This window comes from Halobacterium sp. BOL4-2 (genome assembly GCF_016917835.2).
GTDB lineage: Archaea > Halobacteriota > Halobacteria > Halobacteriales > Halobacteriaceae > Halobacterium > Halobacterium salinarum.
In genome coordinates this window covers 138,114-154,281 of the sequence record NZ_CP070335.2, presented here as the reverse complement: position 1 = coordinate 154,281, position 16,168 = coordinate 138,114, and the positions used below count along the sequence as shown (strand labels likewise).

The window sequence follows — 16,168 nt, the reverse complement described above, 5'->3', positions numbered from 1 at the left end:
CTGCGTTCGCTGATAACAAGGGCACTCTCAATACGGGCGAAGTTCAATACATCAAGTAATGACCGACCACCTGGCGATCACCACAGACGATCTCACGAAAGAATACGGCGATACGACAGCCGTTTCAGGCTTTACTCTGGCCATCGAAGCGGGCCACGTATATGGGTTTCTCGGGCCGAACGGCGCGGGGAAAACGACGACAATCCGCATGCTGACGGCGCTCACCGAGCCAACCAGCGGCGCCGGCCACGTCGCCGGCCACCCCATCACGAACCGACAGGCAATCATTCCCCACATCGGGTACTTACCTGAGTTGCCACCGATCTACGACGAACTCACCGCCCGTGAACAACTGGAGTACCACGGCGGCCTCCGCGATATGGACCCAGTCGAGATCGAAGATCGCATCGAGGAGTTGCTGGATCGGTTTGATTTGACGGGTGACGCAGACGACCGGATTTCGACGTACTCCAAGGGAATGAAACAGAAGACTGGGCTGGTTCAGGCACTCATGCACGAGCCTGATGTCGTTATCCTCGACGAACCAACCAGCGGACTCGACCCGCGGGCGGCGCGCACTGTCCGAGACACGATCACCGAATTAGCCGCTGGTGATCGGACGGTCTTCCTCTCAACACACATCCTCCCAGTCGTGGCGGAGTTGGCGACTGAGGTCGGGATTCTCTACGACGGCGAATTAGTCGCGGAGGGAGCGCCCGAGGAACTCAAAGACCGCATGGAAGCGGGCGGCGAGAGCACCCTCGAAGATGTCTTCCTTGAAGTCACCACCGACGAGGCCTACGAGGCGGATGAATCGCCAAGCGATACCGGAGTAAGCAGGTCAGCGTAATACTCCTTTTCTCCCCAACTGTGCATGGTCGACTCAATGACTAGGTGGACGATGCCGAGGAACGTTGCCGACGCTGTCTCGTTCGTGCTATGGCGTCACTTCCGAGATGATTGGCGAGACCAACAAGGGCGCTCGTGTCAGCGATGACCGTTCGCAGTCCCGGTCGCTCATCGATCGTCGTCGCTCGCAGACTCAACCGTCGTTACCCCCCGCCGCCCTCGTAGATGTCGGCGTCGTCTGGCACAGCAAGATCGAGAGGTTCGTCCTCGAGATCCGCTTTGAACAGGCGGAGTCGCTGGGCGGTCTCGGCACCGACCAGTTGCTTGACCGTCTCGAACTCGAGATGATTGTCGTAGTACTTCGTCGCAACTAGCTCTTGGAGCGACTCGCTGTCGGCCGTGTATTCCTGTTCACTCCGAAGTATCCTCCTCGGTGTCAGGGCCCCTCGCACAACGAGCGGGCTCGTTGCACGTAGCTCTTTGCGTCCCAGCTACGGGCGTCGCTGATCCCATCGTCGTAATAGCCGGCAGCGATCTCCTGGGTGAGTGCGTCGTCATGAGCGGCGTCTTGGAGGTACTCCCGAAGCGCGGTCACGAGGACATCTGTTCGGTCTTCCCCGGACGACTGCGGCCAGTGCGTCGGCCCGGTCGATGAGCCGATCGGGGGCCCGGAACTGTACGCGTTTCTTATCGGTACTCATAATGTGTACAATTGAGCCTCACTTGGCCACAGGATGTTTCTTGAGGTCACGAGTCCAGTACGTGGCGGGGCCCACCAGGGCGACACCGAGCACACAGTTGGAGCGATCCCTTGAGATGGGCGAGTTCGACGCGAAAGCGCGTTGACGACGATCCCACAGCCGTCCCAAGCGTGGTGATCACGCTCGATGGGTGGGAAAACGGCGACTTCGGCAAATACGTGACCACTGCCAGCATCAACAGCGACCTCTACTCGGCTATCCGAAACCAGGCCATTCGAGAGGCTAAATCGGATCAAAGTAACGATTGGGAGAATTCGCCACCCAGGGAGTCAGCCATTCGCCGTCAACAATCAGAACTGGGAAATCGACACAACCGAGAACGGTACGGTCGTCGTCGGCTTCCTGTGCGTCTCCCGATGAACCCTTCGTCACTCCTCAGTAACGAGCTGGGAAAGGGAACAGAAGAGATCGGTAAGCGTACCGTGGCGTGGTCTATCCGCCGGAGAGAACTGAACTGCCACAGCGTCGGCTTCCTCATGGACAGAGAGTGCCGAAACGGCATCACTTGGGAGATCTACCCGAGCAGCCGCCGCTCCGGCAAGCCCAAGGTCTCGACGGAGCGCGGCTGCAAGTGTTGTGGTGGGTACCTGTGAGTCCAGCGTCATTGACACACGAAGCTCTCCGTCGTCCGAGATAGCCCCATACCGACGTGTAACGTGGTCGTACACTGGCGGTTTCCGAACAGGGCTAACGGAGTTACACGGTAATTGAATGTCGCCGAGGCTGAACCGAAACGGGGACTGTCGCTGGGTCAGGGAGTACGTCCGAAGAGTCGATTCGCCGATTGGGTCCGTGTCACCATGCCAGACTCCGATGGTGTCCGCGACGATCGACGGGTGACCGACGACGAACGCGGTCTCTGCGAGCACGCTCCCGGCCGTTTCCCCGGTGGTGTACATTGGCCGACCGTGGCGCATCTCAGCCTGGCGGTCGGTGGAACTATCGACACCGACGAAGTCAGCGAAGTGTTCTTCCGTCCAGTTTGCCCAGACGACGACCGCACCACGACCACCGGCAGAGCCGATGAATGCGAGTTTTCCGATGCGCGACGCATCGACAGCCTGGGACGAACCCGTGGACATCAGCCTACGGAGTCGAGCGGGAACTGAAGCAAACGGAAGAGCTTCGGCGACGGATCCGGCGACGGCACGGACAGGCTCCGGAGGCTCTCCTCGGTTGATCTGAGCCACGGCGAGTGTGTCTGCACTCGCCGGAATCGTTCCGGCGGTAAGGTCATCAGCGCCGAGTTGGGTGGAACCAGTTGCGTTTCCGTTGACGGTGATGGCGTCAGTGCCGAAGGCTGCGACACTCCCGCCGAGTATGACGCTACCGGCACCCGCGAGGACTCGCCGTCGTGACTTACCGGATGGCATTTTTTCTAACAAGTAGACAGATATCTAAATAACTTGCTGTCAGGGATTCTCTCACCCCCAATTTTCGATCAAGGCATCTAACTCACCCGTGTTCGGGAACCTGTGAGACAGGCCCGTACTCGTGGGGAAACCAATCGTCGCAATTCTCCTCGCTGGGAACCGTGGAGGTGCCGGAAGTTGCATTTCGTTGATGTCAGCTTGGGCCTCTGCGAGCAGTTCGTCAGCCCCCCATGTAGTCGATCAGGTTTCGTCATAACTATGTGGTTACAAGTATCCACTGTCTGGAACGGTTATTAGAGAATATTTGAAACGATGGTAAAAAACACACTAACAGACGTTCGAAACGAGCTTGAAGAGGATCTCCGTCGTCCACTTCTCGGATACACGCTTCTCGGCTTGACAACCGGAATCAGCGTGTTAGCGACCGGAGAGTTGCTTTCGGCAGCAGCAGTCCCAGAGTCCGTCGTCGTCGCAGGTGTCCTTCTCATAGCGGGTGCTGTACCGACGTTCACGTGGTACGTCCTTCGCAAACTCGGACTCTAACCCATCCACATTCCACTCTCTGGTACGAACAAAACCTATGTGACTGTATTTCTTGCTCGTGGTAAATTCGCTCAGTTCTGGCTAGTATGGTTGCTTAATTGGTAATTCGTAGATTTCCAAACGCAGAATCTGTGCTCCAGACCTTGGCTGTTTGACTTGGTGTACAAATTCAAACTCTCGAAATTAAATGCGCGAAGAGAACTGACTCGCTCCGCTGGCCGAACGCCCGAACTCACCAACTCACCACCAGCTTTGCATCACGAATCGACCAAAATACGCCGTACATTCTCGAGAATCAGTTCAGCTGTCGCTCACCAGTCAGCGCACGAACCCGGATACGGCAGGAACTCTACCCGCCGGGGTCAAACAGGCAGAGCCCGACCAACTCCACAATCTCGCCCGCTAGCAGCACCGGATCCTCCCCTAAGTCCACATCTATCTCGTCACGCAGGAGGAAGTTTGCCAGTCGCCAGACGTTGTACATCATCACCCCAATCACGAAGTACAGGAATCGAACGCGGTAATCCGTCGTCGCCGTCTGCGGCAGGAAGTTCGCCTTAATCGATTTGTACTGGTTCTCAATCTGCCATCGCTGTCGATACTGCGTCGTCAACGCAGCCGCCCGGTCCGCGTCAACCCACCCGTTCACGATGAACTGTGAGTACTCCCCGCCTGGCAAGTAGATGATGCTCACCTTGTGCTCGCGGCCATCGTACTGTTGCCACGCGTGTTCGACCCGGGTATCATACACGGGATCCTCGATAATCTCCTCGATGTTCTCCGTGTCAGCCCCCGACGTCTCCTGCTTGCCAATCACATACTGAATCGTGCGGTCATCAACCCCGTCCCGGAGTTCGTGAATGTCGAACTCGCTGTCACAGAACAGCTTATACACATCAACGTGCCGTTCGGCCTGGTCTAACAGCCGCGCCACGACGCCCGCCCGCGACGTCGTCGCTACGTCCTCACGATCCGAGCGTTCCCACCAACTGTAGTCCCGCACCGGTTCGATTCCGAGGACGATTGGTGTGTCCTCAGCGATAATGGTGATGGTGGCGAACTTGTAGCCGCGCTCGGTCTTCTTCTTGTTTTGTTTCTTGAACCCCGACACCATCGCTGGGAACTCCTCCTTTGGATAGAACTCACCCGCCTCGTTTTCGACTGGGGCCTCGTCAGGGTCAATGTCGGCCGTGGATTTGATGGGTGACGGCCAGAAGTTAATCGTCGTAATGTCGATGGCCGCATGGACGGGCTGGCGGATTCCCTGGCGGTCGCGGCCAGCAATCTCGTCCAACTGCTTTTCGACGCCCGCGTGGAACGCGGGCAACACAGTGTCGCGGATGCGTTGCCACGCCGGTGGTTGCCCGGTGGTAAAGTCCCAGAGAGCGGTCTGTGGGGTGGGGGCGGCGACCTTCTTCATCGTACGATTGTGCGTCGAGCCGTGGGGGACCTCATCACGATCACTGAGCCGGGCGAATCGGCGGCGTTTCGTCGTGGTGCCCGCCTTCGCCATGTTGAGGTAGCCCTGGCGCTCGAAAAACGCTTGCAGCGCGTACGAGCTGTTGGCCGCACGCGGGTCGCGGAACTCGTCGAAGCCAAGATCCGTTGCCCGTTCGACCGCTTGCATAATCTGTTGTTCTTCGATGTCGGTGTTCTGGATGTCCTCGGGCTCGGGTGCTGGTTCACCGCTCCCGCGCACGTCGTGATCGGCACAGACTGTGCTGATGCACTCAGCAGCGTCCTTGATGGTGCTGCGCTCATCAGCATCGAATCGGTTTCGCCAGCTGTAGTTGATGATCTGCTGGTTGAGCGGCCGTCTGAGCCCAAGTCGAGTGTAGACGTAGGTTGCCCCACGCAGGCGGCGTGCGACAGCACTCTGATCGAAGTCGCGTGCGTGTTGGTACAAGAATAGTTGGACGACACCCCTGAGGTCGAATTTCGCTCGTTCGGGGTCGTTGTATCCAGCAAACCAGTCGGCGTCGATTTCGAGATTCGAGATGACGCGTGTGATGTGGCCGTGGATGTGGCAGAGGTCTTCGGTTTGTCGGTGGAGTTCTGCGATGATTCTGGCTGATCCAGTGTTGTGCTGTCCGCCGAGATTGGATGTATCTGTGTCTGTTGGGTTGGTCATAGCGCAGCGGCTGTCGGCAGCGGGTGAGTGCGTTTCCACAGTCACGCAAGCGCGGCTGATCGCGAGCGCTGTGGCTGTGGGGAAAGGCTTAGTACGGTGGCCGGAGAAGAAATCCATGTCCTACGTGGTTTCCTTCGGTTTTTCTGCTGGCGTGCAGCTGTGTGTAGATCGCCTCGTGTGTCACCTACATCGACAACCATACGTATAAAGATAGGCAATAGCAGTCTAAGTAGTCTATCCGTATTCTAAGTCCAAATTATAGAGTTTTTATTAAGGGGGGGGAGTCTCGTCGGACTGGATGCACGGAGGTTTAAGCCAGTGGTCGTCTTCGGGGAGTGTATGCGGCCGAACGTGGATATCGGGTGGGAGACCCACGGCGCGATCAAAGAGTTGGCCGACGCGCGCTACGACGGCGACCTCGACCGCGCGTATAAAGAAGTACTAGACCGTGGCCTCGAGTACAGCGCGCTCCCGGCTCAGGAGCGACTTGGGGCTGGTGATGGGGCGAACGTGGAGTTCATTCCGACTGAGGGCGCGGGCGAACCGATTGTATTCCACAAATTGCTGGGGCGGAGTCCACAGCTGTACTCGGTTGGGAACGGCCCGTACGCGACACTGACACTTGAGGAGTTCAGGGAACGCTTGTCGACGATTAGTCGGTATGCTGGGGTTGACGTGGAGGGGGCGGCGTTTGGGCTGCGTCGGTCGGGAGGCTGTTGGGTTGGTTGGGGGTTCGGGGATTTTCTGGCCGCGTTGTCGGATCCCCTGTCGCGCTATCAAGAGACGGAGTTTACGGGGTTAGCTCACGAAGAGGTTGGATTGGTATTCAGTGTTGGTGATACCTTTGTTGTTCTTCGGGGTCGGCATCTACCGAACGACAACCAGGTGGGGAACGTACATATCCAGGTGTTGGCAGAGGGGTGGCCTGTGCGACGCGACAGTTCCTTGAAAGCAGTTGTCGATGCATTAGATGCAGAGGTCGTCAACGGGAGCGCCCTGTCTGAGCGTGCACAGACTGGGCTTAAACCGGCCTCAGTTGTGGTTGAGCCACTCGAGTTTCTGACGCATATTGAGGATGGGCGAGAGTGGACACACGCGATTGTGATTGAAAACCCGTTCCGGACCGGGAAACTACAGACTGATACGCCTCGTGTCACGGAACCAAATCAGGCCGTGATGCATCTCACGAGCCACGAGTTGCGGGATGAAGCACCATCGAATCGCTATCATCTTGAAGAATATGGGGTTACTGACGCGGATATCGTGAATATCACGTTATCTGGATCATGGTCACGTCCCACGTAATTCTCTTTGCGAGCACTAGTGAGGGGCTACCGTATAATGAAAGCCCACAAGGAGAAAAAATACAGGCGGATTGAAAGTACGAAAAATAGATAATATAGGCGTACATGGATGATTCACATGAAGATTGATCTCGTTGACAGCATTCATCAGCCGGAGCATACCGGTGAAAACAGGTGTGAACCGTGTACGGTATTGAATTTGGTGGTTGCAGCCGTGCTTGGCTCTCTTATTGCACGTAAATCTCGAATTGGTGGGCTGCTCTCCATTTTTGTTTCAGTCGGATTAATCTATCTGCGAGGATATCTGATTCCGGGCACGCCAACACTAACAAAGCAGTATCTCCCGCCGAGCATCCTTCGCTGGTTTGGAAAGGACCCGGAGCCAGAGATAGCTGCTGGGTTTGGTGGTGTTGAGACAGCAAATTCGTCTTCAGCAGACAAATCGATATCCTCGGACTCTGACGAGGAGTCAACAGCATCGAATCGCTCGACTGGTGTTGGTGGAACTGTTACTGAAAATGCTGAGTCGCCTAGTGATGAGCAGTCGCCCACGACGGGTGATCTGGAAACGTACTTCTTAGAAAACGGAATTCTAGAGCCGTGCGCGGACGCAGACGACCTTTGTCTCACTGACTCATTCGAGACAGCGTGGTCCGAGGAAATCGAACCACTTGCCGACACAGAGATTACTACATCGGAGGTCGCCGAAGCCTTCGGGGTTGAAGATGATGACCACCAGTTTGAACTCGTTACTCGCGACGAAGCGCGGCTTCTGCAATTTGAATCGGGGCAGATTGGTCAGTGGCCCTCTCGCTCTGCACTCATAGCGGATATTGCCGCTAGCCGTGTTCTTCGTTCTTGGGTCTCGGGCTGGGAAGCATACGATTCTCAAGAAAGAGGCCAACTCCTCAATACCCTGCGAATGTTCCTTGAAACATGTCCAACGACAGGTGGAGATGTTCGGATTGGAGAAGAAGTAGTTGAATCCTGTTGTAGTTCACACAAGGTGATTGCAGTTACCTGCGAGGAAACTGGAGAGCGTCTGTTTGAACATAACCTCGCCAATACTGAGATTTGACGTAGATAGTATATTTCAGTTATGACCCAACAATTTCACCTTTCAACATCCCCCTACTTATATATAGAATAAGAACAGGTATAATTTATCAAACTAGGATTATATAAACGCCTTGGCGAAGCATATCGTTGGTCTAGAGGAGTCTTAGGGTTCTATGCTGAACCGAGAAGTAGTTGGTAGAATTGAGTTACTAAATCCTCAGGCCGATAGTTTCTGTTCTGCTGGGGTAGGTGATAGTATCACGATCTCCTACGTCAGAACGCACCTAGAATAAAGACAGGGTATTCGGTGTGCGATAGGACTACTATCTCAAGGATACAGTGCTACACAACGATTTATTAAGGGAGAGAACTAGTAATGAGGAGATATTGTCGATAGTTCAACCCCCGAACATTAATTCAGCCCGAAATAATATGGAATTAAATAATAGATTTATTTATCTATGGTCACCACGGAAACATGCATGTCGGATAAAGACAGCATTAACAGAAGAAATGTATTAAGAAAAATTGGCGGTATCGGTGTGGCTTCAGCTGTCGGATTTTCTGGTTTGGCAAGCGGGGAAAGTCTTAGCGATGATGAGAAACAAGATGTTATTGACACAATTTACAAATCACAAAGAGTTGAACAGATAAAGAAAAAGTTCGGAGGAGTGAATATTGAGCCGAAAAAGGTTCAATCTGTAACGACCAATCAGAGCGGAGATCTTGTTACGGCGAAGCTGTCGGTTAGTGATGGGGATTTGGTATATTCGAGTGTCAAAGATACAACTGTAATAGTTCAGTTCGATAGATCGGCTTCTGAAATTGGTGAAAGTTGGCCCAAGAATACTGAGGCATTCATCAAATCGACGTCCTCTGGGGTCGATCTTCTACGTACAGCAACTGATGAAGAAATAAAGGACGTTACTGAGGGAGTCAACACATCTGAAATTGAATCTGCGGATGCTGTTAACATATTTATTGATCCTGAATCACAGACATACTATATGGAGAAATATGACTTTAATAATAAGGTACTTGAGATGTTTGAATTAGCGACAGGTGGGACAAGTAGTGGTAAAATCTCCCCCACACGTGAAGACCAGAATCACGAATATAATGTTAGGGAACATAAAGTATTTAACTCAGAAAAACAGAATATACAACTTCAGAGTGACTGTAATATAAACAGTAACACCGCTGCTGATGTTATTCTATGCTTCAACCAGGTTGGTTCTTGTGCACTCTGCTCCCCGACTTTAGTCGGAGGTCCAGTCCCTACAGTTGCATGTCTCTTAGTCGTCTGTTTCGGCACTCCAAATGCTGTGTCCGCGATACTTGAAGAAGTCGATAATTCTTGCTTTAACTTGATCAAGGATGTAATTTCGTGTTGGGATGAATGGACTAGCTTCTGGTGAACGAGAGCTAAAAATTGGACAGAACAGACAGGTTCGAGGGGAAGTTCGAGAACTGCGTCGGCGGCGTCGCGAGAGTGACACGTCGAATGAGCAGCTGATCGGGAAGCTCAATCGAGATCTGGGGATTCGCAAGATGTCGCTGATTCGGCCCCTTGGAGGATGTTGACCTGCCAGAGGGCGCATCGCTCGTGCAGAACGAGCCGTCAGAGGAAGCACGCCGTGAAGCCAAATTCGAACGCATGAAAAATCTCTTGAGCTATTGCGGACGATCAAGTCGAAGGGAGTAGTGAGTGAAAACGATCTCCTGAGAGCTGAGTATAGGGAGCAGCTTTATTACATGAACGGCACTATCGAATATCTATGATGAGGATGACTGCTCCGCTACAATCGATGTGCTAGGGTAAGATGGAGCAAAATACAGATACAGACGAAGTCTATGGTGTGCAACTTGCTCGGGCTCGGGACGCTCCAACGCGGTTTGCGTTCGCAACACTGACACTAAGTACCCGATTGTGGGCAGGGCTTGTCATCGGGTTACCGCTTGCGTGCCTCCTGCTATCTCCAGTTCACGACGTGTTTATCACGGCTGCCGCTGGGTTACCGTTCGCCATCTCATTATTGCTCCTGTGGTTTAGCCACGAGTTCGCAAACTCGCAATTACGCGTCGATACTGCTGAGCGAACGCTAGTAAAATCGAAACCATACGGCGGGGGGCAGTATTCACCGGTTGATGCTGATGATGTCGGTCACGTCTCAATCATCCAGCTTGCCGACGTTGCCCTCGTGAATCTACACTATACTGGGCCGATATTCTCTAAGCCGCCGGATGCAACGATTACTGCAGCACAGATCGATGACGTCAAATTACAACTCGAAGAGATGGGTCTTGAAGTCTCCATTCAGAAGGTCACACCTCAATTCGTTCCGATTGACCCCATTTTGGCGCGAATCGTCGTCACGCCGATTGCACTTCTTGGCACTCTCCTTGTTGTTTGGTTCGTGTATGGAACCAAGCCATTCCTCAGCAACTCCGTAATCGTGCCGACAATCGTGCTAATTGGCTATGGACTCTACGGCGTGATTTGGCGATACCGTCTTCGCCGCTCCGACTCGGAAAACGGGCAGGATTCCCGCTGATAGGCCGGGCAGGGTATTTCGTGTTCAAGTAATCGGAAACGACCCAGTTGTACGGTATCCTCACTTACTGAGCAGCTGGTTCACTTCCAGCCGGTTGGTGATATTCTGCCTCGATTGGTTGAGCAGCTTCGGTCAGTACAGAGGGACTTCAGTATTCCCGGTCAGGATGGGATGGACAGCGAAAGCGTATATGAGCAGAAACAACAAGAATAACTTGATGTCCCCCGTAAACAATCGCGTCCTCCTTGCCACCGTTGGTGGAGTCCTCCATTCTATTCTCCTCAACTGGTGGGAGTTCAGTTATCTTGGCGGAAGCGGTCCTGGACCACGAACCACCCTTCTGACTCAGTTGGAGCTTGGGCGTACTGGATTATCGGTCCATTCCTCCTCGGTGCTGTCCCAATCTACCTGTACCTAGAACACAAGCTGGTCCTTCCATTCATCCTCACAGTATTGCTTACCGCATATTGTTTTGCAGACCGGCTTCCCGGCGGCTCGATGGAAGATTTCACAGTATTCTACTTCGGCGTCTGGCCGTTCTTCCCCGCTGTTATCGGGGTGATAGCCGCCGCCGAATACTACGTTCGAATGCGGTGATACCTGAAGACAATGCCGGACGACACTGAAGTTGTCAACGCTGTCCAAGAACTCGAGGTAGCCTCATTTCGCGCCCATCCGTTGTGAGCGGTAGTACAATTTTGATTTGCAAGACGTGCCATATATCGTCTGGTTGGTGGTTTGTAGAAATCCAAACGCCGAATCTGTGGTGCTCGAAAGTGACTGCATTCTATATATCAATATAAGATTTATTAGTCGTTCGATAGCTGCTGGGCACAGCGTGCTAGCTCATTGGTATGTAGAGAATAGCTCTCACCCAAATGAGTGTGATTACTGCGCTAATCACACCCAATCTTTACAGAGCTAGCGCTGGCAATAGCTGATTACCGATGAAATCAAGGCAGTACGAGTCGCTACGGCAGCCCTGGTGGCGAGTCGACGCTAACACACGGGATCGGTCTGGTCGGGGGAATCACGGTGTCGCATAACAAATCCGGGACTCGGATCGAAGCGAGCTTCCAGCCATATCTCCGAGACATCGGCAAGGGTCGCGACGGAGGGGGCGGCCATTACCGGCGGAACGTCGAGCGAGAGCTCAATCAATTCCGTGACTGGGCAAGCGGTGACGGAGGACCGGACTCATGGGTCGGAGTTGTTCCGGCGGCTGACAGCCGCGAGCCACGGTTTAGCGACCTCTCTGAGACGGTGTTCCGCGACTATGCACGGCATCTCGCCAACGAGCGCGGGTTGAAGCAAAACACCACACAGACGTACTACGCTTACCTGTCCTCGTGGACTGGGTGGTGTGTGACGGAGGGATATCTCGATGTGCACTACGCGAAGCGCTCGACAGCTCGGGGACCACTGCCGGACGACGATGGGCGCCGCCCTGGAGATCAGCAAGCATGGAGTCCGGATCACCGTCATCAGCTCACTGAATTCGTGACAGAACAGTTCAAAACCGCACTCCAACAACACCGTCAGACAGGTGCGGAGTCACCGGAGCGCGCCAGCAGCAGGTATTACGCGATCAAGGCGGCACGGGATAGAGCGCTCGTGTACGTGGTTGCCTACACCGCGGTTCGAATCGGGGAACTGCTCCGAGATCCATCCGATCCTCGTCGACGGGGGCTTCGGTGGGAAGAAGTCAACGTCGACGACGGAAGCATCACCGTCTACCGGAAAAAGCAGCAGTGGGATACGGCAAGTCTGCCGGATCCAGTTGTCCAGCCACTCGAAGCATACCGGACTCTGCTCGATCCGCCCTCGGACCGTTGGCCCGTCTTCCCGACGTTTAGCCCGCGGAGTCTGGGGAACCTGCTTCGAGAGACGCTGGCCGATCGGGGGGTCACCGACGCGGAAATCGAGCGTCGCCGGGCAACCCATGCACGTGACTTGTTGTTGGCGCTTGATGAGAACGTTCGGCCACAGTCGATGACCACGAAAGGGGCGCGAAACGTGCTTGACCGCCTCACCGACGCGGCTGACATCGATGTTTCGGATCCGAACCACGACTATCTCGCGCCCCATGGTGGGCGTCGCGGGATGGGGGAAATCCTCGTGCGGTCGTTCGGGTATACCGTTGCAGCTCGGTACCTGGATAACTCCGAGGAGATGGTTCGACAGCGGTATTCACACATCGAAGCCGGGAAGCTCGGTGATAAGGCTACAGCGGGGATCGAAGACGTGGACCCGGCGCCGCGTTCGTGGAATGGAGACGAGGACAACCCCTCGTCATAAATTATATACCGCGATATCTTTTGCCTGGGTGCTGTTTGGATAGGGTCCTTTGCGCGTGCCTGCAAAGCGCACAGCGTTCAGCATGGAAGGTCGCTCGTATCTGTATACGGGTCATGGACCAGACTCCCGCATGAATTTGAGACATAGTAAGTCTGTCCCAGATTGCGGTTCGATCCATCCACGGGACGTAGGAAGCCAGTGAATACACTCTCAGCAGCATTTCCCAATAAAAGCGACAACGTTCAACTGAAGCACGAGAGTGTCGATCACCCCCGACAGACGATGTACAGCGAGTCGTTCGGACACGTCCGACCCGCCTCTATGGTGCACGACCGAATGCAACGGTCGCTGTTAATTCGTGATTTGAGGGTGGTCTCTCGACTGGGCTGTCTCGTGTGAGATGACATCCCAGTGTTCCGGTGACACCGTTTCACCGTCGAACGATCCAGCTTCGGGATACGCGGTTGTCACCAGGATCTCGGCCGTGTTCTCTAGATACTCGATCATGTGCCGAATGTGTTCCGCTGCGAGCTGTCCGATACCATCCAAAAGAATGCACGGAACCCGGTCGCCGACACTGAACGTTCGGTAGCCCGCCAGCGCCGTCACGATCCCAACCAGCTCGCGCTCCCCCTCGCTGAGAGTGTCTAAATCGGTTGTGTGGCCGTCGCGCGCCAGATTGATTTCGAATCCGACAGTGTCGTTTGCATCGGTCTTCTGGTCGAGGTACGCCCCGTCAAAGCCGGGTGCGAACCGACCGATGATGTCCGCCATCGCTGCGTCGAACTGGTTGACGAGCTCGTTGTACTTCTGTTTCCGGCGCTGTCTGAGGGTTTCAAGCTCGTCTCGCTTCGTCTCCAGCTGTTCTTGGCGGTCGTTTCGCTTCTGCAGTTCCGCTTCGATACGCTCGAGTTCGGCTTGGGCTCGATCCAACTTGGTTTCCGTGCTGCCGATCTTCTGCTGGATCGTTTTCAGTTCGGCGCTGTGCGATTCGCCCGCCTTCTCAGCCGCTTCGTACTCGGCTTCGCGTTGTTCGATCTCCGCCTGAAGCTCCTCGATGGTCGCTTCGATCGACCGGACCTCGTGTTGGTCCTCCTGAATATCGACGCGGAGTCGTTTGATCTCGTCTTCGAGCTCTGCCTTTTGCTGTCGCTTCGACTCGATCTCACGCGTTCGTTGCTGCATCTGAGTCACCTCCTCGGTGAGCGTGGCCCGCTGTTCCCGCAACGATTCCTGTCGGTCACTGATCTCGTTCAGCCGCTCGGTGACCGCTTCCGCCGTGGTCTCCGCGCCGCAGACGAAACACGAGAACGTGTCCCCGGAGAGGGTGCGTTCGACGTCCGTTATGAGATCTATTTCTCCCTCGTCGATGATCGCCTTGGTGCTGCGGTGGAGATCGTCAAGCAGGTCGATTTTCACTGCTAATTCGTCGATTCGGGTCTGCTTTTCGGCGATGTCCGCCTCTGCTGTGGGGGAGTCTGGGATGTCGAGTGATTCGAGCGCCGCCTCCTTGTCGTCGAGTTGCGCTTTCCGGCGGTCGACCTGGTTTTCGAGGCGTTCGAGGCGGGCCTCCTCGCGTTCGAGATCCGACTGTTTGGCCGTCAGTTCGTCCCGGAGGGCGCGCTGATCGGTTTCTTCGTCGACCTTACGTTCGAGTTCGTCACGTGTCTCGTTGAGGTCGCGAAGCTCCCCTTGGAGCCGCGTCACTTTCTGCTGTGCCGCGGGCAGGTCCGCGGAGGCGGCTTCGGCTGCGGCGACTTCGTCTTCGAGCTCCTTGATCTCGCGTTGGAGCGCCTCGATACGCAGGTCGATGTTCTCAGTCTCAAGCGGCTTCTTCAAGAGCTCGGTCAGGCGTTCTTGGTTTTCCTCCCGCACGGCGGCACGGATGGGATTGTCCTCGCCCAGAACAGCAAACAAGCGAGCAGCGATCTGGTCTTGGTCTCGTGTGAGATATGGCGTTCCGCTGCGCGAGATCGCGGGTTCGTCGCTGTCGGTCGCTCGCGTGAGAGAGACGGTGTACGTCTCTTCGTCGGTTTCAAGCGTGACCTTGCCGTCGTCTTCGTTCTCCATCAACGGGTGATCCTCTGTGAGCAGCCCGGTGGTTCCGATTGCGGTCTGGATCGCAGCGAGGAAACTCGATTTGCCCTGGAAGTTCGAAGCTTGAACGATGTTTGGGCCGGGGCGCAGTGTTGCCTCGCCGGAACGAATGCCACCGATGCAAGTTACATCTACGTTCCACATACTCTGAGTTCTAGTTAGATCGATAATAAAAGGAGCGATGTTATACACTCACTAGATGATCCGAGCCGCGGAAACAATAGCGTACTAACAATAACCGGGGCGTTCTAGGCCACGTCGGAATGGGCTCGACAGATGAACCCACGTGTTCGTGCACGGCTGAGCCGGGTCTGCGTAGAACACCCGTCAACGTGGCACTGGAGAATAATCTGTGTTCGTACAGTGGCGTCCGCGCCGTTCGGAAGCTCTCCCTTTCGGTCAAGGGATTGGAGCACGTCTTCGATGTTCGTCCGCATCGTGTCCCGCGCGTATTCGATCTTATCCGATTCCCAGTCGCTGTTCGAGCGCTGTTTGCTTTTGTTCGCGCCGAGACACTGGGTGAGATGGCGGTACATCGTTGATCGCGTGGCGAAGTCGGTGGTGAGCTCCGTTCCGTCGATCCCGTCGTCCGCGAGGTCGTCGATGATTTCGCCGCGCGTCACCGCGTCGTCTGATTGGAGGGCATCGTACTCTGATTGGATGTGGACGTCGATCGCCTTTCGGTTGTGGCTGTCGTAAACCGATTTCAGCAGCTCCGTGTTGAACCAATCCGTAAGCGGTCGTGTAGCAGTCTCAGGGAAGCCGTGGTCACCAACCCAGCGTGCCGCGAGTTCCTCGTCGAATCCGTCTTCGATGGCGCGCTCCCCCAAGTCGTAGGTGGCGATCGTGCGCCCGATCTTACAGCAGTGGTCCGTCATGGTCGTCTCGGCATGCTTCGTTCTCTGTATTCAAACCTGCTGATCAGAGATTGTGCGAATCATCCACGCGTTATTCGGGCCATCACAGCCCAAATGACGCTCCACCCGAGCGACCAGTAGACCATCCCTGATCCCGGTGTGCGTTTCGACCTTGGCGCGTTGTTTGATGTGCTCAAATTCACCGAGCAGACAACGAATAAATCCGAGAGTGTCGTGCAAAAGACATTCAAAGCAGTGCCTGCAGCTATCTGTACACATAATTTAGTCGTATCAGGAGTGGTTACATGCCTTTTTTGAGTACTTCAAACACTCACGGGATG

The 16,168-nt window shown here is 55.0% G+C and carries 11 protein-coding genes and 3 pseudogenes; 8 read left to right on the top strand and 6 right to left on the bottom strand.

From position 1 onward, the window contains the following. Window positions 1-58: 58 nt before the first annotated feature. Window positions 59-850 (top strand): ABC transporter ATP-binding protein, encoded by a 792-nt coding sequence (locus JRZ79_RS25065; protein ID WP_010904169.1) that lies wholly within the window; start codon window positions 59-61, stop codon window positions 848-850. 167 nt (window positions 851-1,017) lie between these two features. Here JRZ79_RS25065 and JRZ79_RS25060 read toward each other — a convergent pair. Next, window positions 1,018-1,250 (bottom strand): annotated as a pseudogene (locus JRZ79_RS25060) (hypothetical protein); the annotation flags it as partial. A gap of 101 nt (window positions 1,251-1,351) precedes the next feature. Beyond that, window positions 1,352-1,550: pseudogene (locus JRZ79_RS25055) on the bottom strand (hypothetical protein); the annotation flags it as partial. Window positions 1,551-1,732: 182 nt separating this feature from the next. Between JRZ79_RS25055 and JRZ79_RS26225 the strand changes: the two are divergent. Next, a pseudogene (locus tag JRZ79_RS26225) lies at window positions 1,733-1,967 on the top strand (RNA-guided endonuclease TnpB family protein); the annotation flags it as partial. Between the two features lie 11 nt (window positions 1,968-1,978). On the opposite strand, the gene JRZ79_RS25050 reads toward JRZ79_RS26225, so the two are convergent. Next, complete coding sequence (locus tag JRZ79_RS25050) at window positions 1,979-2,983, bottom strand: hypothetical protein (protein WP_010904167.1); 1,005 nt, start codon at window positions 2,981-2,983, stop codon at window positions 1,979-1,981. Between the two features lie 312 nt (window positions 2,984-3,295). Between JRZ79_RS25050 and JRZ79_RS25045 the strand changes: the two genes are divergently transcribed. After that, window positions 3,296-3,526 carry a hypothetical protein gene (locus JRZ79_RS25045; RefSeq protein WP_010904166.1) on the top strand — a complete coding sequence of 77 codons (231 nt, stop codon included), beginning with the start codon at window positions 3,296-3,298 and terminating at the stop codon, window positions 3,524-3,526. Between the two features lie 349 nt (window positions 3,527-3,875). Here the strand turns inward: JRZ79_RS25045 and JRZ79_RS25040 are convergent, their stop codons facing one another. Beyond that, window positions 3,876-5,657, bottom strand: coding sequence for a transposase (locus JRZ79_RS25040; RefSeq protein ID WP_231546391.1), 1,782 nt, complete (start codon window positions 5,655-5,657; stop codon window positions 3,876-3,878). 339 nt (window positions 5,658-5,996) lie between these two features. On the opposite strand from JRZ79_RS25040, the gene JRZ79_RS25035 reads away from it, so the two are divergent. The 5 genes from JRZ79_RS25035 to JRZ79_RS25015 all read left to right on the top strand — a co-directional run bounded on the left by JRZ79_RS25035 (window position 5,997) and on the right by JRZ79_RS25015 (window position 12,873). Then, window positions 5,997-6,962 (top strand): hypothetical protein, encoded by a 966-nt coding sequence (locus JRZ79_RS25035; RefSeq protein WP_176705253.1) that lies wholly within the window; start codon window positions 5,997-5,999, stop codon window positions 6,960-6,962. 117 nt (window positions 6,963-7,079) lie between these two features. Beyond that, window positions 7,080-8,039, top strand: a complete 960-nt coding sequence (locus JRZ79_RS25030) for a hypothetical protein (protein WP_176705252.1) — start codon at window positions 7,080-7,082, stop codon at window positions 8,037-8,039. Between the two features lie 463 nt (window positions 8,040-8,502). After that, window positions 8,503-9,438: a hypothetical protein gene (locus JRZ79_RS25025; protein ID WP_205252780.1), complete on the top strand. Its 936-nt coding sequence runs from the start codon at window positions 8,503-8,505 to the stop codon at window positions 9,436-9,438. 405 nt (window positions 9,439-9,843) lie between these two features. After that, window positions 9,844-10,575, top strand: a complete 732-nt coding sequence (locus JRZ79_RS25020) for a hypothetical protein (protein ID WP_205250662.1) — start codon at window positions 9,844-9,846, stop codon at window positions 10,573-10,575. A gap of 1,035 nt (window positions 10,576-11,610) precedes the next feature. After that, window positions 11,611-12,873: a site-specific integrase gene (locus JRZ79_RS25015; protein WP_012289643.1), complete on the top strand. Its 1,263-nt coding sequence runs from the start codon at window positions 11,611-11,613 to the stop codon at window positions 12,871-12,873. A 351-nt stretch (window positions 12,874-13,224) separates the two neighbouring features. Here the strand turns inward: JRZ79_RS25015 and sph1 are convergent, their stop codons facing one another. Together sph1 and rdfA are read right to left on the bottom strand one after the other, a co-directional pair. After that, a complete protein-coding gene (gene sph1, locus JRZ79_RS25010) occupies window positions 13,225-15,114 on the bottom strand; it encodes an SMC-like protein Sph1 (protein ID WP_010904164.1) in 1,890 nt (629 codons plus the stop codon). Between the two features lie 104 nt (window positions 15,115-15,218). Beyond that, a complete protein-coding gene (rdfA, locus tag JRZ79_RS25005; RefSeq protein ID WP_010904163.1) occupies window positions 15,219-15,848 on the bottom strand; it encodes a rod-determining factor RdfA in 630 nt (209 codons plus the stop codon). Window positions 15,849-16,168: the final 320 nt, after the last annotated feature.